We start from the raw sequence: 24119 nt of genomic DNA, 5'->3' as shown, positions 1-24119 counted from the left end.
AATTATTACAGTAATTATCGATATAAAGAACCTCAATTGTCTATATATTTATAGAATGAAATAAGTGAAGACTTCCATGAACAAAATACCACCAGCTGCCTATCTGATTCCTCCCATTTTTCAGATAGCTCTCATATTCTCAGGCCCACTCGGGCTGAGTTTTACTTCCAACTGGGGGATAAATGTCCTGTTTTCTGTGTGGGCAATCTCCCTGGTTGCTTTAGTGTTTTACGTGATTCATGTACGGAAAAATGAGAACCTCAATCGGCAAGGCAAAACACATTGGATATTGCTACTTGTTATCGGTGGATTAGCTGGTGAGATTTTCTACTGGTTCAAGCATATCAGAAGAACCGAACTCGCTTAACCGAATCAAATTTGTAACAAAAACTCCTCAATAGCTTCGTACACCGTAACCAATTCCTCTTCCCTTACCACATAAGGTGGCAACACATAAATCACATTCCCAAGGGGGCGCAGCAAAATGTTTCTTTCCAGAAAAAAGGGCATCACCTTGGTGCGTATATCATTGAAATAGGACGTATCACCGGTATTGATATCAAGCGCCAGAATTGTTCCTGTAACTCTTACATTTTTCACTCTCAAATCGCTGCTGATCCTTTCGGTAAAAGCCCGATGACTTCTTTCAATCATTTCACGCTGCCGTTGACACGATTCATCGAGCAATAGCTTCATGCTGGCTATGGCAGCGGCACAGGCCAGCGGATTGGCGGTGAAAGAATGCCCATGAAAGAAGGTCTTCGAAAGCTCGGAGGTCGCAAAGGCTTCAACGATAAAATCAGCCACTGCAGTGACGCCCAACGGCAGAAAGCCGCCTGTGATGCCTTTCGACATGCACATCAGGTCGGGCTTATGGGTGGTTTGATCGGTAGCGAAGATGGTGCCTGTCCTGCCAAATCCCGTCATCACTTCATCTGCAATACAGATCACTTTGTTTCGCTGAGCAATGGACATTAGCTCATTCAAAATTGCGGGGGAATACATATTCATGCCTCCGGCCCCCTGCACCAGGGGCTCAAAAATAAAGGCGGCGACCTCGCCTGTAGCGGTAAGCTCATTCAGGCGTTCAAACACCTGAAGCTTATTCTGTTCAGTCGGAAACGGAATAAAGTCGACATCAAACAGAAGGGAACCAAACGGGGCCGTAAACCCTCCTCTGTCACCAACTGCCATAGCGCCAAATGTGTCGCCGTGGTAAGCACCTTCTATGGCTATCAATCGTTTTTTGGGAGTCCCGAGATTATGCCAGTATTGCAGCGCCAGCTTAATAGCCACTTCTACCGACGTACTGCCGTCGTCAGAATAGAAAACTTTAGAAAACTTATCTGGCAATAGGGAAAGAAGGCTTTCGGCCACCCGAACGGCGGGCTCATGCGTAAAGCCTGCAAAGATGACCTGCTCCAACTTCATGGCCTGGTCGGCAATGGCCCGGGCTATGTCTGGCTGCGCATGGCCATGGATGTTTACCCACCACGACGACACAGCATCAAGGATTTTTCGGCCATCTTCGGTGTACAGGTAGGCGCCCTCCCCTTTCGTAACTACAAGTGGTGCAATAGCTCCCTCCAGCGGCGTGAAGGGGTGCCAAATGAGGGATTTGTCTATTTCCTGAAGCGATTTACTCATTTCCAGTTCTTATTCAATTGTGCTGCATACTTCTTCACCACCTCCGTGTCTATTTTCTCTTCCTGATGGATATGAAGTAGCACTGGCCATCCTGTTTTAGCTTTAATGATGTGCTCACTCTCAGGATTAGTGGGGCCATTGAAAATAATACCCGCTACGGGTACCTTGTGAGCCTTGAGGTATTCTGCTGATAGCAAGGTGTGATTGATGCTTCCCAAATAAAGGTTGGCGACAAGGATAACCTCTGCTTTTACCTCGATAATCAAATCGCCTATAAAATCGTAATCATTGAGAGGCACCATAAGACCTCCGGCTCCCTCGATGATCAGGCAGTTGTCAGTTTTGGGGAGCTTAACTTTTGTCAGGCTAATTTCCACGCCATCCGCTTTGGCCGCCGCATGAGGTGAAGCTGGTGTGTTCAGCAGATATGCCTCTGGATGGAATTGTGTCTTTTCATTGCTCACCAGCGACTGTACCGTATCAGTGTCTCTGGGCATTCCGGCCTGAATCGGCTTCCAGTAGTCGGCATGGAGCGCCTCACAAACAATGGCACTCACCAGCGTTTTTCCGCTATCGGTACCGATAGCCGTCACAAAATACCTGCTTAAAATGGCTGGCTTAAAGTCTGACATAGTGCGTTTATTTCTTCTTCTGTGTTGTAGGTATGCAGGCAAATTCGCAGCCTCTCCTCTCCTTCTTTCACCGTAGGTGCTAAAATCGGGCGTACGTCAATCCCATTATTCTGTAAGGCTTTTGCCATGGCTTTTGCCTTCTCGTTACCGGGCACAACTATCGGCTGAATGGCTGTGTCGCTTGGTAGCCTCGTTAGCTGGGTGTCTCCCGGAAACTGACGCACAAAAGAAACTATTCTCCGCTCCAGCAGCGCCTGCAAATGCTCGTTTTGCGATAAATAGTCGAAGGCCTGCTCAATAGCCACAAGACTATGCAGCGGCATCGCAGTTGTATAAATGAATGGCCTGCCAAAATTCACAAGGTAATCGATCAGCACCTGGCTGCCCACCACCGCTGCGCCGTGAACCCCCATCGCCTTACCAAACGTGTAAACTCGGGCAAAGAAGGCTTCTTCCAAACCAAGAGAGCAAGCCAGGCCGCTGCCACCGGCTCCAAAAACGCCGGTACCATGCGCCTCATCGATGATCAATCTTGCCTCATGCTTTTCACAAAGCGCTGCTATCTCCTTCAAAGGAGCAACGTCTCCATCCATAGAATACACCGACTCAATCACTACAAACGTGTTTCCTTCAGCAGTTTTCAGCCTTCGTTCAAGGTCAGCAAGGTCGTTGTGGAGAAAGGCAAAAGTCTTCGCTTTGCTCAGCCACGCTCCCTCCTTGAGGCAAACATGGGAAAGCTGGTCGTAGAGAATGGTATCGCCTTTTTGTGCTACAGCAGATATCAAACAAAGATTGGCCTGGTAGCCCGAGTTAAAAACCAGGGCAGCTTCGCCTTTAAAAATGCGGGCCAGCTTTTGCTCTAACTCCATGGCAAAGTCGCTGTTACCGGAAAGTAGCCTGGAACCCGTGCCCCCATGGGCCTGAGCTCCCAACTCGTCAAGCCTGTCAGCTATCATTTGTCCAAGCTCCGTTGATCTGGCCAGCCCCAGATAATCGTTTGAAGTAAAGTCGTGTGGCAAATGGATGCCGGGCAGAGCACGTAAATTGCCTTTGGCCTTACGCTCGTCCAACCTTTGCTGCATTTGAGGGGTGATGCTCTTCATAGCCATCACAAAAGTGGATGCTAAAGGCGGCATGCGCAAGAGATTGACAGAATTGTTATTCGTTCACTCCTGTTTCCACAAACACCGGCGCCTGCTGATACAGCGTATCGAATGTTAGCCTTTCAATTGTTTTCTCGTCGTAGTTCATTAGGAAAATATCATAGTTCACTATTGTGTCTGCCCGGATATACCCGTCAAAAACCAGCCAACTGCCGTCGGGTGACCAACTATGCCAGGTAGCATGTAAACTGTCTGGGGTAATTTTCCTCTGGTTCGTTCCGTCAGGTTTGATTTCAAAAATGCTGCTATTACCTTTTTGCACAGAGGCGTAGGTAATAATATCCCTGTTGGGCTCCCATATAGGTGGCGCTGCGTGGTATTGGTACCACATCGACAGTGTATCGTTGGGTGGATAATGAGTTAGCTGCCGAACTCCGCTTCCGTCTACATTGATGATATATAGTTCGTCGACATAACCATTGTCTTTTTTAAAGGCCATATCTGCTCCTCTAAATACAACACGGCCGCCGTCAGGCGAGAAACAGGGGTCATTGTAAGAGCGTTTATTGGTATAAATTTTACTAATGAGCTCGCCTGTTTGAGTACTTAATATATAGAAAGCACTATCTCCTTCTACTCTCGGGTTGACAATAATTTCTTTCCCGTCATTTCTGGTGCTCATCCAGCTATCCTTCAGTCTATAATCAGTAATTTTTCGATGGTTTTTACCATAGGCGTCGGTTTCATATAGGAAGTAATAGCGGTGGGTCGTGTCTTTATCAGAAATGTAAAAAAGGCGGTCGCTCCAGGCGTCGTAGGTCCATTCAACTCCAGGTTGATTTGTTACGTTCACCCTATTTTCTCCATTGAGATCCATGGTAAATACCTCATAGTTATCGTTGGGTTCATCCACAAGCACGTTGAAGGCTATTCTCAGAACAACTGCTGTTTTTTCACCCTCAGTTTGTTGATCACTTCCTAATGAACAACCGGTGAGCGTAGTATAGAGTAACAACATTATTCGCAAATATCTATCAAGTCGCATCGTGTAATATCCTTAATAAAATCGAGTTTTCATTTGGTAATAAGAGGTTTCTGGTTTCATGTTTGGCAATGGCTATATTAGCCACCAATGAAAACCCGAATATGTCTGCTGCTCATTGGCTTCGTTTGCCTGCTCACCGAAGCCCAATCACAGTCGCTCAGAAGCGAGGTAAACCTCACCATTGACAACGATGCGTTCCTGTTTTCTGCTGTAGACAGGTACTATAGCTCCGGAATATTTGCCACGCTCAAACGAAAAGCGAACCGAAGGTCAGCATTAGCCGCCAGGTTATTCAAAAAGGACAGTACCTCCCGGGAGCACTTCTACTACCAGTTTGCTCATGTATTTTTCACTCCCTATAACCCCAAATGGACGAATCCCGATCAATTTGACAGGCCCTATGCTGGTTGGATCTACCTTCAAACCGGATGGCAGGGCACAGGAAAAAAATCTGTACTCAGGCTATCAGCGGATCTGGGCATGGTAGGACCAGCCACCAAAGTCCAACCGTTGCAGTCATGGTGGCACGACGTGCTCGGCTTCAGAAAACCAAGGGGTTGGAATCATCAAATCAATAACTCACCGTCGCTTCACGCTTCGTTGTACTATCTCCAGCGACTCGTACACCATGAAAACGCCGAGATATACTGGGAAACAACCAACAGACTGGGCACCGTCCTTACCCAATCTATCCAGGGCGTTGCCCTCCGAATTGGGGAGCTGAAGCCAGTAAAGGAGTCGGTTTGGGGAGGCAATAGATTGAGCAATTCGGCAAATCGTCGTCAAGGGATGGAAGAGTTTTTCATCTTCATAAAAGAAAGCTTTCGATACAGATTTTACGATGCTACCGTGGAAGGCAATTTTATAGGCCAGCCAAGCCAATATACCGAAACCCTGGAACCTCTCCTTCTCCACCACCAGGTCGGACTAGGGATGGCCTTCAATACATTCGATCTCGTGATGGCCCACAATGTGACATCAAAAGAAACCCCCGAAGCGACGTTCCATCAATACATCACGCTTGATTTATTCTTCCGCTTCTAATAATGCAGCTGCTTTTGTCGTTATTTGCATTCAGGACAAAAAATTTACGAAAATGATCAAAAAGACACTTTTCCTACTAGCTATTGTTGCCATGGCGGCATCCGCCAATGCGCAAGACATTAAGATTGGGCCAAGAATAGGGCTTACTTCATCGTCCATAAAAGTGGACAAGGAATCAACCGGAGCATCATTGGGTGCTCAATTTGAAAGCGGCGATGCCAAAATTGGTTTTCAGGGTGGTGCTTTTGCCCGTCTGGGAATTGCCGGATTCTATCTGCAGCCGGAACTCCTGTTTTCCGCAACAGGTGGAGAAATACACGTGAAAGACGTTTCTGCATCTTTGGACGAAACAAGAGAGCTTTCCTTTAAAAAATTGGATGTACCAATCATGTTTGGAAAGAAGTTTGCCAAAATTGTTCGTGTAAACGTTGGCCCGTCGTTTAGCTACCTGCTAAAAGCTGAGTCTAAAGTAGGTGACATTACGACTGACGTAAAAAACAACTACAGCAACGCCACTGTTGGATTTCAGGCAGGTGCTGGTCTTGATCTTGGCCCTCTTATACTTGATGTAAAATATGAAGGCAGCCTCAGCAAACTTGGCGATGCTGTTGGCGGCTACAACACCGACCAGCGTCAAAGCATGTGGGTAGTGGCATTGGGATTCTCTTTCTTATAGGAAGAACTGATTTTAGGAACCAAAAGGGGTGGAATTGACAAAGCACTGGTCGATTTCCACCCTTTCCTTTTTGCCTACAAATGAATCTTCAATCCACCATAGTAATTTCTGACTGGTGCTGGCTGGTAATTCCTTCCTCCAAAAGCGTTGAGATCATTTCCCCAGCTAAACTCCTGATCCAACAGGTTGTCCACCCCTGCAAACAATTCCAGACTCCATTTGCCTGAAGCGAGTTGCTTCTTCCAACCCACTCGGCAAGTCACATTGCTGTAAGCATCGGCGTAAACGGTGTTATCGTCCCTCAGCGGTATTTTATCGCTCCAAAACCAGCTTATATTCGAATAGAAGTTGCCCTTAAAAGCAATATCCAATACTGTGGCCATCGTATTTGGTGCCACGCCGGTCAGCTTGTTGCCTGAGAAGTCGTCTTCTCCTTTTTGATAATCTTCAAATCGAAAATGATAGCCTGTGTAGGCCACCTGAAGCTTGGAGGAGGCTATAAATGCCGTCGGATTTTCTGACAAAACGCCATTCACCTTCAACTCTATACCTTTTTGGTTGGTATTCCCGGCATTGTCAAACAGCACCACTCCGTCCTGATTTGTACGGGTCACGATGGTTCCTTTGAGCTTAAAATAGAAAGCAGTAGCATCCACAAACCACCTGTCGGCAATAATCGATGCACGGTAGCCCAGTTCGTAATTAGTACCTTTTTCGGCTGTCAAATTCTTGTTAATACTCCCCTCGTTGGTTCGGACCTCGTCGATAGTCGGCGGCGAAAAACCGTTACTCAAAGAAGCGTAGATTGACTGGCGATCAGATAGCTTTTTAAGTACTGCCAGCCTGGGCACCCAAATCGGGTCAAACGAGTTGCTGTAGGTAAATGCAGGGCCAACTTTCGACTGATCTCTGTCAATATCAAATACCTGGTAGTTTCTGCTCAAGCCACCTGTCACCACCCATTCGCCTGGCAGGTCTACATCCAGCTGGGCAAAGGCAAAGTATTGTTTGATCAACAAGTCGTCGTGAAAGCGCAGTGTGTCGGCCTTTCCCATCACGTTGCCAAAGTTGTAAGCGTTGCTCCACCCCTGCTGCCACTCGCCACCAAACGACAAGTGGGCCTGTGCTTCGCCTGCACTCTTGTGCCAGACAAATTTTGTCCTACCCCCCAGTCCAGAGTTAAATTCTCTTTTATAGTCGAGGTTGAATGGGTTCTGAAAATCGACATAGGAATAAAGTAGGCTCGTTTTATTTTCGAAGTTGTCAGAAATGACAATGTCATTCACCACTCCCACATACACTGCCTTCTGGTCAATAGATGCGTTCCTGTCCACACTGCCCGGTCTGGCCTGGCGTCTGTCTTCGTTGAGTTGATCCAGCGTAAGGCCACCCGGAATGCCGTAATTAAGGTCGCTGAAAAATGAATGAACGGAAACAGTGTGGTTGGCCGACGGGAACAAATGCGCCGACACCTGTGCCACTTTTCTGTTGGTAAAAGATTGCTCCCTGTACCCGTCCGACTTAAGAGAAACACCTTTTACCTCTATCAGGCTCTTATCACGGCGGGCGGTTCCCGAAAACTGGTGCTTCCACAGGCCGTAGCTGCCAGCCATGCTTTGCCAGGTCAGGCCATTGCCTTTGATGTCTCTGGGATTAGCACTGCTAAGCAAAAGCGTCCCACCTGTTCCAGCGCCATACACACTTCCCGAAGGCCCTTTTAGCACCTCTACTCGTTCTGTGTTAGACAAGTCTAAGATGTTCAATGGCGTGGTTCCGTTGGCCTCTGTAAAAGGCAGGTCGTTCCAGTATACTTTCACATTTCTCACCCCGAAAGGTGACCTGATGGAGCTCCCCCTTATGGAAATCCGGTAACTTGACGGTGCCCGCTCTTCCATCCGCACACCCGGTAGGGTGTTGAGCGAAGGCACAAGGGAGGTTTCGTTGAATTTGGCCAGATCGGCAGGCTGTAAGTAGGCTATTGGCGCTGCCTGATCGATCAGCTCCCTTTCAAAATCAAAGCCTGTTACTTCTACAGCTTGCAGCATCTTTTCCAACGGCTGCATGTACACCGTTTGGCCTGCCTTGCTTATCACCACTTTAGTGGATATGTAACTGACATGGGAAAGCAGCGCTTCCACAGGTAGTTCAGTTGTGAGTACGACCTCACCATTTTCTGCTGCGACCGCCTGGCCAGACTTCAGAGTCACTACAGCTCCCTCTATCGGCAGGTTAGTTTCAGCGTCTATCACAAAAACCGTCGATTCCTGTACCTGTTGACGAGCACATACTACTCCCGGAAGTAAGAGAAAAGCCAGATATAGTTGTTTCACTTTTATCAGTTTTAAATTTATCTACTGTTTGTAAGAGGTTTCGTTCAAAAGTAATCACTTGAAGTCCACATTACTCAATAATTTATACAGACGAGGCTTTTTAATTGTCAAAAATTGTTTTTCGCCAGCTCATTGACGGCCATTTTTCGTAATTTCATTGAAAATAGCTTACCACCATAAAACGTATCATACCTATGAAAACATTTTTTACTTTCAACCGCCTTATCGCCACATCAATAGTGATCGTGCTTCTTTCGTCTTGTGCTGCCAACAAAACGGCCTCCACCACAGAAAGTAGTGATGACAGCGATACAATATCTATCAAAATGGACGACTCGTCTGACACAAAAGCCGGCAGTGTCTCGTCGATGAACAATAACAGCATGCAACTGGTGGATTACTTGCGCAGAATTCCGGGTTTGCAAATTGACCAGCGAGGCAGCAGTGTAAATGTAATGGTGAGAGGAATGTCCTCTGTTGGAGGAAACAACAGCCCATTGTATGTTATCAACAATACAGCCATAGGCAACAGCTATGCCGACGCTGTGAGTGCTGTTGATGTGAATGACATCAAAACTGTCAATGTTATCAAAGGTGCTGAAGGCCAGCAGATGTATGGCATGCGGGGATCCAATGGTGTGATTCAGATTTTTACCAAGAAAAAATAAAGCAACGACAAAGTTGACTTCTATTTCAGGACGGTGAATCTTTGTTCTATGCAAAAAGATTCACCTTTCTTTGTTTCCGGGGTTCACCACATCGCTATTATTTGCTCCAACTACCCGGCCTCGAAGAGATTCTATACCGAAATTCTGGGGTTTGAAACGCTTAGAGAGGTTTACAGAAAAGAAAGAGATTCCTGGAAGCTTGATCTAAAAATAAACGGAGTTTATCAAATAGAGCTGTTTTCCTTCCCGAACACACCCGAACGGCCTTCAAGACCTGAAGCTTGCGGCCTAAGGCACCTGGCTTTAAAGGTAAACAATATAGAGTTGGCCAAAAGCTATCTTGAATCCAGGGGCGTTGATTGCGAAGACCTTCGGGTTGATCCGCACACCGGCAAAAGGTTTACGTTCTTCAGTGATCCGGATGATCTTCCCATAGAGTTCTACGAAGACTGATCAATGCACCTTCTCGTAAAGCTCTCTTTTCACGTCCTCTTTAAGTGGCCGTTCATCCAATAATATCTCAAACACATTGTTCTTTATGTTATGAGCGATGTCGCCGGTGGGTAAGTCATTACAGTCTATGCCAAAGGGCTCCTCCACCTCCTCCGCCATTAGCTCAAGGCCGAGCAAAGCGAAGAAAATCACCATGACAAGCCCTATTGTGTGGTAGCCAAAATCGGCGATCATGCCATAGGGAAGCATTACTCCATAAATCGTTATAAAGAGTTTGATATGCACCGCATAGGAAAAAGGAATAGGCGTTTTCTTGATTCGTTCACAGGCACCCAGTATATCGAGCAGAGCGTTGTGATGAATTTTCATATTTATCGCATCAGCCTCCGACAAAACACCGGATTTTTGCAGCACAACCATTTTCTTGTTCAGCCATAGGGAGATGTGATTAGGCTTGTGCTTCTTAGGTTCCAACTCATTCAATTCTTCACTTGAAAGCATCAAAAGGGCGTCTGTCCGCACTCCGTCTCTGAGATGATCCCTCAAAGCAATACAAAAGTTGGCGATATGCTTCGCAAAGAATTTGCGGGTATCCTTGTCATCCGTCGGCAACAGACTCTCCACCATGATAGCATAATTGCGGCAGTTGTTCACCAGCGCACCCCATTGTTTGCGTCCCTCCCACCACCGGTCGTAGGCGGTGTTGGTTCGGAAAACGAGGAGAATACTCAAAATAACGCCCAGCAGAGAGTAGATGCCCGAATGCAAATTGGATTCCAGCCCATAAAACTGATAGACAAAGCAAACCAAAGCCGTATAGGAACCAATCAGCCCCACACCGAAAACAATTTTCTTCATTGTATAGCTCCTGGTGAAGTTCACCATGTCCTTTACCCAGAAGCGATTCGATTCATATACTATCATAGTACGTCGGGTTTGGCTGAGTAAAACGGCCTGTAAGCAAGCCTTCTTTCAAATTTGGGTTGCTGGCCTTGAGAAGTACGAAGAAAAAACTCAGGATCTTTTCTCGTCTTGCCTTTGTGATACAGTTCGTTTCCTTCAAGCAAACGATGGATTGATGGCTTCATCAGTTGACTTTCAGTTTACAATTATTGATTCAAACTAAGCAGAAACACTTTTGATTCAAATAACTAATCGTGCAAACAATTTTTCTTGTGCCCAATCAGTCAAAGCAACACAGAAGCCAGGCCAGCTTTTAGGAAACAAAAAGCCAGCCCTTCCAAATAACTCGCAGATGGAAGGGCTGGCCATTCAAAGAAACCAGCTAGCCTACTTTATATTCATACTCAACACCGGAAAATCGGAATGATAAACGAGGGTTTCCGTCACGCCAAGCAGATAATGCGGAATATGCCTGTTGCCGTGAGTGACCAATGAAATCATGTCTGGCTTAGAAGTAAGACTGTAGTTAAGTATTCCCCTGTCAGGTAACTGATGATTGTAAACAGCCTTGCTGAATTTCACCCCAGGATACTTCGCTATAAATCTGTCCATTATCTGATTGATAGTGTCGTCATTCTTAAAGTCTGTCGGCGTGTTGATAAACACCATCTCAATCTTTGCCTTCACCGCTTTGGCCACGTCCAAAATCTTCTCAAAGGAAGCATTTACATTCTCAGCAAAATCAGAAGCAAACATTATTTTCTTGAACGTCTTTCCTTTGAAGTTTTTCTTGACTGTGAGCACAGGACACTGCGCCATTCTCATTGTCTTCTGTGCATTGGAGCCAATAAACAACTCCTTTGGTTCATCCGGCCCATGCGATCCCATCACCACAAGGTCTGCCTTTACTTTCTTGTTCGCAAAGTGAATAATCTGCTCATACGTGTTTCCGGTGACAAGGTGAGTGTGAATCTTCAGTCCCTTGAGTAATGGCTTCCACGACTCTTTCTCCAGTTGACTTTCCGCTTTTTCTATATTGGCAAGTGTTTCCGGATACGACCCTCTTTTTTCTATCGGCAAATGCGCCCAATCGATGTTGGTTCTTACTGAGTGAAGCAGATGTATCTCTGCCTTGGCCTGCCTGGCTATGAGTGCTGCTACTCTAAGCGCATTATTGGCACTGGATGAAAAATCGGTGGGAATGAGTATCGTTTTCATGACTGAATGGGTTTTGCGTGAGAATTGGTACTTTGTCAAGCTAGCCAATCATATTATATCTCCTAAAAACTTTAATCACCTCAATTTCTGATTCTTATCACCTCATTAGCCCATCCCTTTTCGCAGGATACGATGGATTCACCAAGACCCACGTATCATCTTTCCGCTGCCAATACCGATTTTGGTCTAATCTCCTTACCTTTGCCCTCCAATGAAAAAGGTGGCATTCTATACCCTGGGCTGCAAGCTCAACTATTCTGAGACCTCTACGATCGCACGCATGTTCGAAAACCGTGGCTATCTGAAGGTCGATTTCTCTGATTCTCCAGACATTTTCGTAATCAATACCTGCTCGGTGACGGAAAACGCCGATAAGAAGTGCCGCAAAGTGGTGCAGGAGGCCAAAAAGATTTCTCCGGATTCGTACGTAACCATTGTTGGTTGCTATGCCCAGCTGAAGCCCGTGGAAATATCGGAGATTCCTGGGGTAGATGCCGTGCTCGGGGCAGCCGAAAAATTCCAGCTAATCGACTACCTGGATGGTTTTGAGAAGAAAGAAAAACCACAAGTATTTGCTTCTGAAATCAAAGAAGCGAAACGTTTCAATCACTCCTATTCTTACGGCGACCGCACCCGTACTTTCCTTAAGGTACAGGACGGCTGCAACTACGGCTGCGCATTTTGCACCATACCCCTGGCCCGTGGCAAAAGCCGCAGCGACAGCATAGCCAACATTGTGAATGCCGCCAGAGAAATAGCTGACACCGACGTGAAGGAAGTTGTGCTGACCGGTGTGAACATTGGCGACTTTGGTATTCAGGATGGTCGAAGAGTGGAGAAATTCCTCGATTTGGTCAAAGCGTTAGATGAGGTGGAAGGCATTAACCGTTTCCGTATTTCCTCCATCGAGCCCAATTTGCTGACAAAAGAAATCATCAATTTCGTATCAAAATCGAAAAGGTTCGTGCCGCACTTTCATATTCCCCTGCAGTCGGGAAGCAACAAGATTTTGCAGCGCATGAACCGCCGTTACCTGCGGGAGTTGTATGCCGAACGGGTAGCTACTATTAAAAGGTTGATGCCTCATTGCTGCATTGGTGTCGATGTCATCGTTGGCTTTCCCGGCGAAAGAGAGGAGGATTTTCTGGAAACCTATCAGTTTTTGAACGAGCTTGACATCTCCTACCTGCACGTGTTCACCTATTCCGAAAGAGCCAACACCGATGCCATCGAAATGGACGGCGTGGTGCCCATGAAGGATCGTAACAAACGCTCCAAAATGCTTCGCTCTCTTTCTGAAAAGAAACGCCGCAAGTTCTACGAAGAAAACCTGGGCGGACAGTTCACCGTGCTTTTTGAGGAAGACGTTGAGGACGGCGTGATGCACGGCTTCACCGAGAATTACATCCGTGTAGCTGCCAAATACGACCCCATCCTGATCAACGAGACCAAAAAAGTCGAGTTACGTGAAATCAACAACCGTGGCGTTGTTGAGGTAATGGAGGTTGGAGAAGAGGTTCTGACTCACTAGTCTATAGCTTACTCCGAGTATCTTTTGATGAAAAAGGTATAAATTAGTTTATAATCTAAACTAATTTATACTACATTCGTATAAGTACACAAAAACACTTATATGAAAGACGAACTCACACACCAGGAAAGCTTGTCGCTAATCACAGAGATGATTACGCAAGCGAAACGCAACGTGGCCAAGGGCGGAAGTAATCAGATACTGCTCTGGGGCTGGACAGTCGCTTTTGCTAACTTTGGGCACTACGGACTTGCGTTGTCAGGCATTCCCCATCCCTATATGATCTGGCTTATTACAATTCCGGCGGCCATTATTTCTGTCGTTATGGGAATAAAGATGGGACAAGAGGGTGCTGTTGGGCACATTGATCGGGTCTATGGCAGGGTGTGGATGGCAGCTGGAATCAGCATGGTGATCTGCCTGGCTATGATGCACACCATTAATTTCAACCACAATGGTGTTATCCTACTCATCGCTGGAATGGGTATGTTCATCACTGGAAGCTTGTTAAAGTTCACACCAATTGTAGCTGGGAGTTTTGTTTTATGGATAGCCGCCTTAATTTCCTTTAATTTGCCCGAAATACAGCAGTACCCACTCTCAGGAGTTGCTATCTTATTGGGTTACCTGATTCCCGGATACTTACTAAAAAGAGCCGAACGTGGATAATTTTGAGCCATTAGATCCCCTATTGCATTCGCAACTTCGTTTGGCGGTGATGTCGCTACTGATAAGCCTCGAGGACGCCGAATTTACCTTCATCAAGGAAAAGACACAGGCGACTGCCGGCAACCTCAGTGTGCAGCTCGACAAGTTGGAGCAGGCCGGGTACATCAGCATCTCCAAGTCTTTCAAAGGCAAAAGACCCTTAACGACTTGTAAGATTACCACAACAGGTATTAAAGCTTTCGAAGCCTATGTTACGGCTTTGAAGAAGTACCTCCCATAATTTTTTTTTACCAATTTAGTTTATAAAATAAACTTATTTATAATCATGAAAACTATCATTCATTTAATACTCGTCATATTACTCGTTCCCTTCATAGGTTGGGCACAGGCCCCTGAAACAGATGTCATCGCTAAAACGGAAGTCACCAGGCTTGGCTTTATCACCGGACAGTGGGGAGGCAAAGGATGGATGTACGGACAAGACAGGGTCAGACGAGAGTTTGATCAGGTGGAAGACATCAGATTCAAACTCGACAGTACAGCCATACTGATTGAAGGAAAAGGTTTTTCAGGCAGCAAAGCCATCCACAATGCATTGGCGATTGTCACATTCAACAAAAGTGAAAACAACTACTCGTTTTACTCCTATCTATCCACGGGGCGGAAAGGTGAATTCAAAGGCGAATTAATCGGAGAGGAATTCTACTGGTACCCCGCTGAAAATATGAGATACATTATCTCCATTAACGACAAAGGCCAATGGTATGAGAAGGGCGAGATCAACATGGGCACTTCATGGTTTCAGTTTTTTGAAATGACTTTGGATAAGATTGGAAATTAATACAATCACGAACACAAGTCAGCAAATGGGTAGCCTGAGTCTAAAAACCGGGCTACCTAATACCATTTAAACACCTTCATGCCGACTGACATGCAAATCATACCCAATCCTGCCAGCACACCTACCGGCAACATCACCTGACTCCACCCTGCCCCTTCTATAAAGATGGCCCTGGCCGTGTCGGCAAAAATCGTCAGTGGAAACAAGCGGATAACACTCACAGCCCAGTCGGGAAAGCCATGGTAGCTAAAGAAAACACCAGAAAGTATCGTCATTGGCATGACCACTGCGTTGAGGATGCCATTTCCTACATAGGTATTATCTGTTCTTGAGGCAGTTAGCACAGCTATGCCGGCAAAAGCTAAGGTGCCGGAAAGAAACAGCACCACAAGAGCGAGAAAGCTGCCTTCGATGCGGATATCGAAAAAAAGCCACGAAAAAACCACGAGTATCGACGCCTCAATGGCGCTCATCACCGTTCGTGAAACCAGAAGGGCCGTCATGAAGTGGGCTTTCCGCATTGGAGTTGCCACCATGCGCCTCAGCAGCATCTTCGACCTCTTCTCAATCAGGCCATAGCTGATGCCCCACATGCACGACATCATCACACCCATGGCCATGAGACCCGGCACCAGAAAATCGATGTATCTACTGCCGATCTCCTTCAGTGGCACCACATCTTCGCCGTTTGACAGTGTTTCGTTTCCGTTCAGTGCGGCGGTCAGGTTGATGTAAGCCAGCTGTGCTTCGGGGTTCAGCGGGTCAAAATGGTACTTGTACTTCTCCCCTTCCTTTTTCACGATCAGACCGACCGTTCCCCTTTTCAGCAATACCAGTCCTTCATCAAAACCTACATTCAGGAACTCATAGTTGGTAAAGCCCGTGGTTTCATTGCCAACCTTCTTGCTCCAGCTTTTTTCCTCAGTTTGTTCATTGCCAACAAAAGCGATCTTTTGATTCAATTCCCCCTTTTGGGTAAAGGCAAGTCCTAACCCGCCTGCCATCAGCACAGGAAAAAAAACGGCCCAAAAAACAGCACCTGGCTGGCGTAGAAACTCCCTGAAATTGGTGAGAATCAATAATACTATGGGATGCTTCATTGGATTATTGGTTGATGTGGCGACCGGTCATGGAAGTAAACAAATCGTCGAGAGTCATCTTTCGGCACTCTAGCGAATCGATCCGGATTTTCTCTTGCTGCACATACAGCAGGAAGTCTGGCAAGAACTTCACTATGTCGGTAACCAAAAGCTCTCCGCTCAATGTATCCTTATCGAATGTGTAGTTTAAAATGGCTTGTTGCCCGGGCAAAACATCTCTCTCCATTGGTCTGTCAACAGTGAAGTCAATGATCTCGCCTTTCACATGCTTTGAGAGAAGCTGCTTCAACGTACCTTCGGCCAAAATACGTCCCTGGTCCATGATCACAATTCGATCGCACAAATAGGCAGCCTCTTCCATGTAGTGTGTTGTGAGGATCAGCGTGGTGCCTTTTCTTTTTCTGAGGTTCAGCAGTATCTCCCAAAGCTCTCTTCTCGCATTGGGATCAAGCCCGGTAGTAGGCTCATCCAGGAGCAAAATTTCCGGCTCATTTAATAGCGAGATACCCAATGCCATCCGCTGCCGTTGGCCTCCCGAGAGTTTATCAGTGAAAGCCTTCTGCTTTTCGGTAAGGTTCACCAGTTCCAGCACCTCCTCTACTCTTTCGCTACCCAAACCATAAAAGCTGGCAAATAGCTCCAGCGTTTCTCTCACTCGCAGCTTTTCTATGAAGCGGGTCTCCTGCAACGACAACCCGATGATCTGGTGCAATTGTTTGGCGTGCTGAACCCAGGTCATTCCTTTGAGCCGGATCTGTCCGGCATCAGGCTTTTGAATGCCTTCTATCATCTCAACTAGTGTAGTCTTGCCAGCACCATTCGGGCCAAGCAAAGCCACAAACTCGCCCTTGTAAATAGTAAGGTCAATGCCGTTGACAGCTTTTACTTCTTTGAAGTGCTTAACAACACCGGAAACTTCAATTTGAACTTCCTTCATAACAAGAAAGAATAAATAAGAATTGCAGCATGCAATTTATGAAGACTTTCTGAAGACCGGATCAAAAAAGATGTCGCTCGTTCCCCAACTTGCTCAAATAACTAATGGCTTCCAAAAATAAAGTACTCATACTCGGCGGATGACTTATTTTCAAACGTATTGGAGACAAAGCCAGCATAACTTAGTCCGTCCAAACGTTGGGTGCAATTGAGCTCATAGATGGAAAAATCTTCAATCTTCAATCCAGATTCTTTCTTGTAGACAATATTGGCAACAGCTGGTATTCTAACGTTAGCTTCTGCATCGCCATAAACAGTCCAGGACAAGCCATTAGTCGGTCCGTCGGCCGAAGAGTAGAGCCATTGAGCGCTTTTATAGGTGTAATCGAAAGAGGCGTCGAAGCTGAATCCCTCAGTCGTCCTGTCAACTATAGAAAGGGTAAACGACGGAAGCTCTACGTTGAGCGCAGGTTCCCCAAACTTATGGTAGGTAACAAAGGAAGGGCCGTAAAACTCATTGAACTTGGTAGAGTAGGAATCATACCCTTGTATGTAGCCCAGCGAAGTTTCGTTGCCATACAAAAATGAATCATAGCCATCACTCAGGAGATAACCTCTCCCGTCATCATAGAACCCTATCGTTCTGCCGTCCTCGTGAAACTCAGCAGGAATCTCTATTATTTGATCATACTCCTGAAACGAATCAAAATCAATCACTAGGTTTTCATCCGGTAACATCGCTGCTACCTTCAAATAAACTCTCTGGCCACCTTTAAATCCCGTCATAAGTAGTTCTTGTGGGTTTTTGAAGAGATTAACAGTGGCCAAGAGCCTTGTTTCGGAAACGGCATGGCTACTTATTGGCGGCCCGGACGTACCAAATGAAAACTTAATTGTCTGGCCTGGAGATATAGATTCATGGTAATTGACGATTGTAATGGTGGCAGTTCCGATAACCTCTGCTGGTTGATATACGTCCTGGGCTCCAATAATCAATGTTTGACCAGTATTGATCCCAAGGAAGCTAGAGGCTGAGGAAAACCGTGAGCCACCTGAATTGTGTATATAACGGGTCACATCAATTGCTTCAATGGCCACAGGCCCCTTCAATTCAAACACCTCACCGTTTTTGCATTTGCGGCTATCCAACACTTTTCCTGAAGGTTCTGAAATATACACCCACTGCTCCTGCCCTTCATTTATCGCATTTTCCTCTACCATTATAGTAAGCAAGGAAAACCCTTCAGACTCTTTTTCACAGGAAAAACATAAAATACCAAGAGCAGAAAGAATACAAAGTGATAACTTCCTTTTCATATAGCTGAATTACGGCAAACTTCAAGTTAATAAAATATCCGATTTCAGGAAACACTCTCCCTTCAGGAACAGGAAAAACCCACACGCATCTGCAACCTTTCACCTTCAACGAGGTACTCTAGGCAAAAGAACCCCAAGGCTATGTTCAAAAACTACTTCCTGGTGGCGCTCCGAACCATCAAGCGCAACAAAATCTATAGCACCATCAATATTTTCGGACTCTCGTTGGGCATCGCCTCCAGCATCCTTATTCTGATGTGGGTCAACGACGAGCTGAGCTACAACAGCTCCCACGAGAACCTGTCCTCCATTTTCAGGGTGATGGAAAACCAACACTATTCGGATAGAATTGGCACCACATCTTCCACGCCGGGGCCGCTGTCCCCTTATCTAAAAGCCACCTACCCGGAAGTGAAATATGCCTCCAGGCTCACCTGGCCGACCGAGAACCTTTTCAATATCGAGGAAGCTTCCTACTACGAGTCGGGCCGCTATGTAGATGCCGACTTCATGGAGATGTTCACCTTCAAGTTCATCGAGGGGTCGGCCTCAACAGCCTTTAATGATAAAAATGCCGTGGTGCTGACCGAAACCATGGCGAAAAAATACTTCGGCAACGCTCCTGCCATGGATCAGGTGTTTCGCATGAACAACAAGGAAAGCATGAAAGTGACTGGCGTGGTGGAAGACTGGCCAAAAAACAGCGACTTTGGCGGGTTTGCTTACCTCCTCAACTTCGACAAGTTCATGGACGAAAACAAACAATGGCTCGACCAATGGGGCAACAACAACGTCTCCACCTTTGTGCAGCTGCAAAGCGGGCAGGATTGGGAAGTATATTCTACCAAAATAAACAGGCTGCTCGATGAAAAGAACGACGAAAACAACATAGAGCTTTTCCTTTACCCAGCCACAAAGATGCACCTGTACGGCAGCTTTGAAAATGGTGTGCAGGATGGCGGCCGTATCCGATACGTGAAGATATTCGGCATCATTGCCATTTTTCTCTTGCTCATCGCTTGTATCAACTTCATGAACTTGTCTACTGCCCTGGCGGTAAAGCGAAGCAAAGAGGTGGCGCTGCGAAAGGTGGTCGGTGCCTTTAGGAAACACCTGATTTACCAATTCCTGACAGAGTCGATTGTGTTTTCGGCGCTGGGCGGTCTGGCGGCGGCAGTGCTTGTAATTGTGCTTATGCCGCTCTTCAATGAGATCTCGGACAAGAGTCTCGTTTTTGAGTTCAACACCGCCACCGTCTTACTTTTTGCCGGCACCATCCTTTTCACAGGCTTTGTAGGCGGCAGCTATCCGGCATTTTACATTGCCCGCTTCGAACCGGCCAAAGTGTTGAAAGGCCAGCTGAAGAGTGGCAAGGCCGCTGTGAGATTCAGAAAAGTGCTGGTCACAACGCAGTTCGTGCTCTCCATCATCATGATCTTCTGCACGGTTGTAGTGTACCAACAGCTTTGGTATGTTCAAAACCAGGACACCGGCTTCAACAAGGAAGGGATCATTTACATGGAAATGCAGGAGAGCATGGCAGAAAAGTATGACCTCATTCAGGATCAACTTTTGAAAGACCCCTCCATTCTTTCAGTTAGCGAAAGCAGTTTTTCGCCCCTTTCCATCGGCAACTCCACCTGGGGACTCGACTGGCCCGGCAAAGATCCACAAGAGCGCATTCTGTTCAGCAACTTTGCCATCGACGGTTCCTACATTGAAACCATGGGACTCACCCTGGTCGGCGGGCGTACCTTTGACAAAACCATGGCTACCGATACGGCCAACATTATTATCAATGAATCGGCCGCACGCAAAATGGGTTTCGAGCCTTTGGAGGCTGTCGATCAGCCCATCACAGTTTGGGGAGAGAGAAAAGGGCACATCATTGGGGTGGTGAAGGACTACAACTACAGCTCGTCTCACTCCGTCATCCGGCCTATGTTCATGATGTTTGAAAAAGACTGGTGCAGCTATATCATTGTGCGGGCCAAGCCGCAGCAGTATACGGCTGCCATCGATGCCCTGAACAGCGTTTATACCACATACGCCCCCGCCTACCCGTTCGAGTACCGCTTCCTCGATGTTGACTGGGCGGAATTCTACGAAAATGAAGAGCGTACCGGCCAGCTCTTCCAAGGCTTTGCCTGGCTATCGATATTCATTTCTTGTCTGGGACTTTTTGGTTTGGCGGCTTTTGCCATTCAGCAGCGGACTAAAGAGATTGGGGTACGAAAAGTGCTGGGTGCCTCCACATCGTCTATCATCACACTCACTGTGAAAGATTTTGCTCTGTTGGTCATCATAGCGGCGGTCATCGGCTCTCCCCTTGCCTGGTACCTGATGGATCAGTGGCTCACCGACTTTGCCTTTCATGTCGACATCAGTGTGTTGGTGCCACTGGCAGCCATGCTGCTGGCCCTGGTTATCGCCATCGTTACGGTCGGCTTCCACTCTATCAGGGCAGCAAGGACTAATCCGGTGGATGCGCTGAGGTATGAGTAATTAAAGAGGTTACTATCTGCGGTACCGCAGATAGTAACCTCTTTAATTCAGCGCAAGAAGCTCTGTAATTCTTTCTACTTCTTATAATACTTCATCGCCTCGGGTATTTGTGCTTTCAGATCGGCAATGCGGGTGCCGTGCGAAGGGTGGGTAGACAAAAACTCAGGAGGCGCTCCACCACCACTGTTGGCAGCCATTCTTTCCCAGAAAGCTGGTGCCTCATTGGGGTTGTACCCGGCCATCGCCATGAAAATCAGGCCCATCTTGTCCGCCTCGGACTCCTGAAGGCGGGAGAAAGGCAGCATAGCCCCAACAGTGGTACCTGCACCATAGGCTGTCATAAATAGCTGCTGTGCTTCCGTCGGCTTGTCTTTCACTGCATAGGAAAGTGCCAAACCACCGAACTGCTGAATCAAGCCCTGCGTCATCCGCTCATTGCCATGGCGGGCAATGGCATGCGCAATTTCATGTCCCATTACCACGGCTACACCTTCGTCTGTTTTGCAAATCGGCATAATGGCTGTGTAGAAAGCCACTTTACCTCCGGGCATACACCAGGCATTGACGGTTTCGTCGTCCTGAATCAGGTTAAACTCCCATTTATAGCCCTTCAACTGATCGCTGAGGCCATTGGTGGCCATGTACGACTCCACTGCTTTTTGAATCTTCAACCCAACAGATTTTACCTGATTCACCTGAGCAGTGTTGGTAGACAATTTGGACTCGTTCAGCACCTGGTCGTACTGCGTAAAACTCATGGAGTTCAATTCTGAATCAGGCACCAGCGCAAGCTGCTTTCGGCCCGTTACCGCCACGGTAGAACAGCTATAGACAACAAGTGATAAAATCAATACTATAAATGAAATACTTCTTTTCATCGAATTCTTTTTTTGGTATAACGCATGGAATTTGTCAAAAAAGATGCCATCTACCAAATTTTAGTCCGGCTGGTCAAAGATTGGTTGTGGAATAGCTGTTAATCAGATATTTTGGCATCAAACATCACTACTATGAAAATCCTTTGCATCGGTCGTAACTACGTAGAGCACATCAAGGAACTCAATAACGAGACCCCCGATGAGCCGGTTATTTTCACCAAACCTGACACTGCGCTGTTGCTGAACAACAAGCCGTTCTATTTCCCTGACTACACAAAGGAAATCCACCACGAGCTGGAGATCATCATCAGAATTTGTAAGGAAGGAAAAAGTGTCGAGGAGAAATTCGCCTCTACCTATTACGACGCCATTGGCCTGGGTATCGACTTCACGGCACGGGATTTGCAGCAGAAAGCCAAAGCCAAAGGGTTACCATGGGCGCTTGCCAAGGGATTTAATGGATCAGCTCCAATTTCCAAATTTGTTCCGAAGGAAAAGTTTGCGGACATGAAGAACATTAATTTCAAACTGGAACTCAATGGTCAACCAGTTCAGGTCGGGAACACCGGCCTGATGATCAACACTATAGAAGCCATTATAGCCTACATCTCAAAATTCATTACACTTAAAAAAGGAGATATTATTTTCACAGGAACACCGAAAGGAGTTGGGCCTGTCAAAATAGGAGATCACCTGAAAGGATACCTGGAAAGTGACGCACTACTCGATTTTGAAATTAAATAAGTTAGCACTTCTATTTTTACTAACAGCAAACACAGCCATAGCCCAATATGGATATGACTCTGCCTACCTGATGTTTCCCATCCGGCCAGGAGAGCGCAACTATCTGGCGGGCACCATGGGCGAAATCAGGGGCACTCACTTTCATGCCGGGCTGGATATACGCACCAGCGGCATAGAAGGCTTGCCAGTGTATGCACCTGCCGATGGCTACATCAGCAGGGTAAAAATAAGCACCGGTGGCTATGGCAATGCCCTGTACATGACGCACCCCAATGGATTGACCACGGTGTACGGTCACCTGAAGTCGTTCAGTAAGCCGCTGGCCGAATGGGTACGGGCACAGCAGTATGCCAAAGAAAGCTTTGACGTGGAGCTTTTCCCGGCTCGCAACCAATTCAGCTACAAGAAAGGCGAAGTGTTTGCCGCCTCGGGCAACACAGGCGGCAGCTCTGGCCCGCACCTGCACTTCGAGGTGAGGGATCAGGAGCAGAAGATCCTGGATCCGATGCGTTTCCATTTCAAAGAGTTGATTGATGAAGCACCGCCGCTGATCCGCAAAGTGGCTTTTACTACCATGGACATCAAGTCGAGAGTAAATGGCCAGTTTGGTAGATTTGAATTTGATGTAACAAAGGAAGGTGAAAGTTTTGTGATGCGTACGCCGCTCACTTTTGAAGGGACCATTGGCGTGGAAATATACGCCTACGACCGTTTTGATGGCACATGGAGCAAAAACGGCATCCCGTGCATTGAGGTGATGCTTGACGACAAGAAGATGTTCAGCCAAAGCATTACCAAGCTAAGCTTCGACGAAATGCGCAATGTGGCTGTGCATATGAACTACGGAGAGTATTTGACCAGCGGGCAGAAGTTCACGAAGCTGTGGGTAGACGACGGCAACTGGCTGAAGGTTTATGAAGCCAAGGACTGGCAGGGTATGTTGAAGATCAAAGACTCCAGCAACCACGAGCTTGAAGTAAGGACCTGGGACAGCTACAACAACTACTCGTACTTTAAGACTACCCTCAGCGACAAAGGCAAACGCAGCAATGCCACAATTAAAAGTCTCAGCAAGCTGAGGCGGGAGGGCTACGAAATAACCGGCAACGTAATGGAATTGATGAACCCCAATGGTGTGGCTCGCCAGAACGTTCTTTTGTATTCAGCGGGGCAGGCGTATGAACTTCCGCCGGTCTACCACGTGGGCGCCAACGACTTCTACCTCTGGGATTTGAGAAATGGCCTGCCCGACTCTGTCGATTTGTGTGGCACAATGCAAAAATTTGACTTTAAGGCTACGGTGTCGCCTCATCATGAATACAGTTATTTTGACAAAGATATGGACGTGGCCTTCAACAGGTACAGTCTGTTTGACACGCTCTATCTGGCAGTAAAGGACAAGCAAATAGAAAACGGCCGGGAAGTGTTTGCTATCGACAATGTGCTTGATCCGCTTCGGCGTTCGGCAAAGGTGACGCTCAAGCCTGTGCAGTTCTACGACAAAGAAAAGTCGGCTGTTTACTCCTACAGCACCAAAGGCAACCTGGGCTATGTGGGCGGTGCCTGGGACAAAGACGGCATCAGCTTTCTCACCACTTCCTTGGGCACATGGACCGTCGCCACCGACTCCGTGCCCCCTACCATTAAGCCGGCGGTGATCAACAAAAGTGAATGCCGCCTGATCATTCAGGATGACCTGTCGGGGATCAAAAGCTGGAAAGGCACCATTGATGGCGAATGGGTGCTGCTGAACTACGAGTACAAGAAAAAACTATTGTGGACAGAAAAGCTGGAAGCAAGCAAACCTTTCGACGGAGAGTTTGTTTTGGTAGTGACCGACAACGCCGGTAATGAAACTGTGTACAAAACAAAACTCTGA

24 protein-coding genes are annotated in these 24119 nt (G+C 47.0%); 12 read left to right on the top strand and 12 right to left on the bottom strand.

Annotated features, from left to right (window positions below):
- The first annotated feature begins 76 nt into the window (after nucleotides 1-76).
- The gene (locus RIF36_RS22775) at nucleotides 77-367 is read left to right on the top strand and encodes a hypothetical protein (RefSeq protein ID WP_350075613.1); all 291 of its coding nucleotides are present in this window, start codon (nucleotides 77-79) and stop codon (nucleotides 365-367) included.
- 5 nt (nucleotides 368-372) lie between these two features.
- Here the strand turns inward: RIF36_RS22775 and bioA are convergent, their stop codons facing one another.
- From bioA to RIF36_RS22755, 4 genes are read right to left on the bottom strand one after another with little or no spacing between them, the layout of a single operon-like run.
- Entirely contained in the window at nucleotides 373-1647 is a 1275-nt protein-coding gene (bioA, locus tag RIF36_RS22770; protein ID WP_350075615.1) for an adenosylmethionine--8-amino-7-oxononanoate transaminase, read from the bottom strand.
- Nucleotides 1644-2279, bottom strand: a complete 636-nt coding sequence (gene bioD / locus RIF36_RS22765; RefSeq protein WP_350119006.1) for a dethiobiotin synthase — start codon at nucleotides 2277-2279, stop codon at nucleotides 1644-1646. Before bioD ends, bioA begins: the two co-directional genes overlap by 4 nt.
- The gene (locus RIF36_RS22760) at nucleotides 2252-3415 is read right to left on the bottom strand and encodes an aminotransferase class I/II-fold pyridoxal phosphate-dependent enzyme (RefSeq protein ID WP_350119003.1); all 1164 of its coding nucleotides are present in this window, start codon (nucleotides 3413-3415) and stop codon (nucleotides 2252-2254) included. Before RIF36_RS22760 ends, bioD begins: the two co-directional genes overlap by 28 nt.
- Nucleotides 3416-3437: 22 nt before the next feature.
- Nucleotides 3438-4400, bottom strand: a complete 963-nt coding sequence (locus RIF36_RS22755; RefSeq protein WP_350119000.1) for a TolB family protein — start codon at nucleotides 4398-4400, stop codon at nucleotides 3438-3440.
- Between the two features lie 114 nt (nucleotides 4401-4514).
- Here RIF36_RS22755 and RIF36_RS22750 point away from each other — a divergent pair, with 114 nt between their 5' ends.
- Together RIF36_RS22750 and RIF36_RS22745 are read left to right on the top strand one after the other, a co-directional pair.
- Nucleotides 4515-5471, top strand: coding sequence for a lipid A deacylase LpxR family protein (locus RIF36_RS22750; RefSeq protein WP_350118997.1), 957 nt, complete (start codon nucleotides 4515-4517; stop codon nucleotides 5469-5471).
- 52 nt (nucleotides 5472-5523) lie between these two features.
- Nucleotides 5524-6147 (top strand): porin family protein, encoded by a 624-nt coding sequence (locus RIF36_RS22745; RefSeq protein WP_317487202.1) that lies wholly within the window; start codon nucleotides 5524-5526, stop codon nucleotides 6145-6147.
- A 74-nt stretch (nucleotides 6148-6221) separates the two neighbouring features.
- Here the strand turns inward: RIF36_RS22745 and RIF36_RS22740 are convergent, their stop codons facing one another.
- A complete protein-coding gene (locus RIF36_RS22740) occupies nucleotides 6222-8477 on the bottom strand; it encodes a TonB-dependent receptor (protein ID WP_350118994.1) in 2256 nt (751 codons plus the stop codon).
- 194 nt (nucleotides 8478-8671) lie between these two features.
- Here RIF36_RS22740 and RIF36_RS22735 point away from each other — a divergent pair, with 194 nt between their 5' ends.
- Both RIF36_RS22735 and gloA2 read left to right on the top strand, forming a co-directional pair.
- Nucleotides 8672-9145 (top strand): TonB-dependent receptor plug domain-containing protein, encoded by a 474-nt coding sequence (locus RIF36_RS22735; RefSeq protein WP_350075627.1) that lies wholly within the window; start codon nucleotides 8672-8674, stop codon nucleotides 9143-9145.
- Between the two features lie 48 nt (nucleotides 9146-9193).
- Nucleotides 9194-9598, top strand: coding sequence for an SMU1112c/YaeR family gloxylase I-like metalloprotein (gene gloA2, locus RIF36_RS22730; protein ID WP_350118991.1), 405 nt, complete (start codon nucleotides 9194-9196; stop codon nucleotides 9596-9598).
- Here the strand turns inward: gloA2 and RIF36_RS22725 are convergent, their stop codons facing one another.
- From RIF36_RS22725 to RIF36_RS22715, 3 genes are all read right to left on the bottom strand, one after another.
- Nucleotides 9599-10522, bottom strand: coding sequence for a bestrophin family protein (locus tag RIF36_RS22725; RefSeq protein ID WP_350087856.1), 924 nt, complete (start codon nucleotides 10520-10522; stop codon nucleotides 9599-9601).
- A complete protein-coding gene (locus tag RIF36_RS22720) occupies nucleotides 10519-10686 on the bottom strand; it encodes a hypothetical protein (protein ID WP_350118988.1) in 168 nt (55 codons plus the stop codon). The genes RIF36_RS22725 and RIF36_RS22720 overlap by 4 nt, the downstream gene beginning before the upstream one ends.
- A gap of 202 nt (nucleotides 10687-10888) precedes the next feature.
- On the bottom strand, nucleotides 10889-11719 hold the full coding sequence (locus tag RIF36_RS22715; RefSeq protein WP_350087862.1) for a universal stress protein: 831 nt from the start codon (nucleotides 11717-11719) through the stop codon (nucleotides 10889-10891).
- A 211-nt stretch (nucleotides 11720-11930) separates the two neighbouring features.
- Here RIF36_RS22715 and mtaB point away from each other — a divergent pair, with 211 nt between their 5' ends.
- The 4 genes from mtaB to RIF36_RS22695 all read left to right on the top strand — a co-directional run bounded on the left by mtaB (nucleotide 11931) and on the right by RIF36_RS22695 (nucleotide 14760).
- The gene (gene mtaB, locus RIF36_RS22710) at nucleotides 11931-13250 is read left to right on the top strand and encodes a tRNA (N(6)-L-threonylcarbamoyladenosine(37)-C(2))-methylthiotransferase MtaB (RefSeq protein WP_350118985.1); all 1320 of its coding nucleotides are present in this window, start codon (nucleotides 11931-11933) and stop codon (nucleotides 13248-13250) included.
- Between the two features lie 102 nt (nucleotides 13251-13352).
- The gene (locus tag RIF36_RS22705; protein ID WP_350087868.1) at nucleotides 13353-13919 is read left to right on the top strand and encodes a hypothetical protein; all 567 of its coding nucleotides are present in this window, start codon (nucleotides 13353-13355) and stop codon (nucleotides 13917-13919) included.
- Nucleotides 13912-14199 carry a winged helix-turn-helix domain-containing protein gene (locus RIF36_RS22700; protein WP_201568274.1) on the top strand — a complete coding sequence of 96 codons (288 nt, stop codon included), beginning with the start codon at nucleotides 13912-13914 and terminating at the stop codon, nucleotides 14197-14199. The genes RIF36_RS22705 and RIF36_RS22700 overlap by 8 nt, the downstream gene beginning before the upstream one ends.
- Before the next feature lie 45 nt (nucleotides 14200-14244).
- Nucleotides 14245-14760: a hypothetical protein gene (locus RIF36_RS22695; protein ID WP_350118982.1), complete on the top strand. Its 516-nt coding sequence runs from the start codon at nucleotides 14245-14247 to the stop codon at nucleotides 14758-14760.
- A 56-nt stretch (nucleotides 14761-14816) separates the two neighbouring features.
- On the opposite strand, the gene RIF36_RS22690 is transcribed toward RIF36_RS22695, so the two are convergent.
- The 3 genes from RIF36_RS22690 to RIF36_RS22680 all read right to left on the bottom strand — a co-directional run bounded on the left by RIF36_RS22690 (nucleotide 14817) and on the right by RIF36_RS22680 (nucleotide 18113).
- Complete coding sequence (locus tag RIF36_RS22690; protein WP_350087874.1) at nucleotides 14817-15860, bottom strand: ABC transporter permease; 1044 nt, start codon at nucleotides 15858-15860, stop codon at nucleotides 14817-14819.
- 4 nt (nucleotides 15861-15864) lie between these two features.
- Nucleotides 15865-16797: an ABC transporter ATP-binding protein gene (locus RIF36_RS22685; protein WP_350118979.1), complete on the bottom strand. Its 933-nt coding sequence runs from the start codon at nucleotides 16795-16797 to the stop codon at nucleotides 15865-15867.
- A 101-nt stretch (nucleotides 16798-16898) separates the two neighbouring features.
- On the bottom strand, nucleotides 16899-18113 hold the full coding sequence (locus tag RIF36_RS22680; RefSeq protein ID WP_350118976.1) for a hypothetical protein: 1215 nt from the start codon (nucleotides 18111-18113) through the stop codon (nucleotides 16899-16901).
- 141 nt (nucleotides 18114-18254) lie between these two features.
- Here RIF36_RS22680 and RIF36_RS22675 point away from each other — a divergent pair, with 141 nt between their 5' ends.
- On the top strand, nucleotides 18255-20618 hold the full coding sequence (locus RIF36_RS22675; protein WP_350118973.1) for an ABC transporter permease: 2364 nt from the start codon (nucleotides 18255-18257) through the stop codon (nucleotides 20616-20618).
- Between the two features lie 74 nt (nucleotides 20619-20692).
- On the opposite strand, the gene RIF36_RS22670 is transcribed toward RIF36_RS22675, so the two are convergent.
- Nucleotides 20693-21496: a M48 family metallopeptidase gene (locus tag RIF36_RS22670; protein WP_350118970.1), complete on the bottom strand. Its 804-nt coding sequence runs from the start codon at nucleotides 21494-21496 to the stop codon at nucleotides 20693-20695.
- 132 nt (nucleotides 21497-21628) lie between these two features.
- Between RIF36_RS22670 and RIF36_RS22665 the strand changes: the two genes are divergently transcribed.
- Together RIF36_RS22665 and RIF36_RS22660 are read left to right on the top strand one after the other, a co-directional pair.
- Nucleotides 21629-22240 (top strand): fumarylacetoacetate hydrolase family protein, encoded by a 612-nt coding sequence (locus RIF36_RS22665; protein ID WP_350087889.1) that lies wholly within the window; start codon nucleotides 21629-21631, stop codon nucleotides 22238-22240.
- Entirely contained in the window at nucleotides 22227-24119 is a 1893-nt protein-coding gene (locus tag RIF36_RS22660; RefSeq protein ID WP_350118968.1) for a M23 family metallopeptidase, read from the top strand. The genes RIF36_RS22665 and RIF36_RS22660 overlap by 14 nt, the downstream gene beginning before the upstream one ends.

Source organism: Imperialibacter sp., assembly GCF_040222815.1.
Taxonomy (GTDB): domain Bacteria; phylum Bacteroidota; class Bacteroidia; order Cytophagales; family Cyclobacteriaceae; genus Imperialibacter.
The sequence above is the reverse complement of the archived record's forward strand: the minus strand, read 5'-3'. Positions and strand labels throughout refer to the sequence as shown.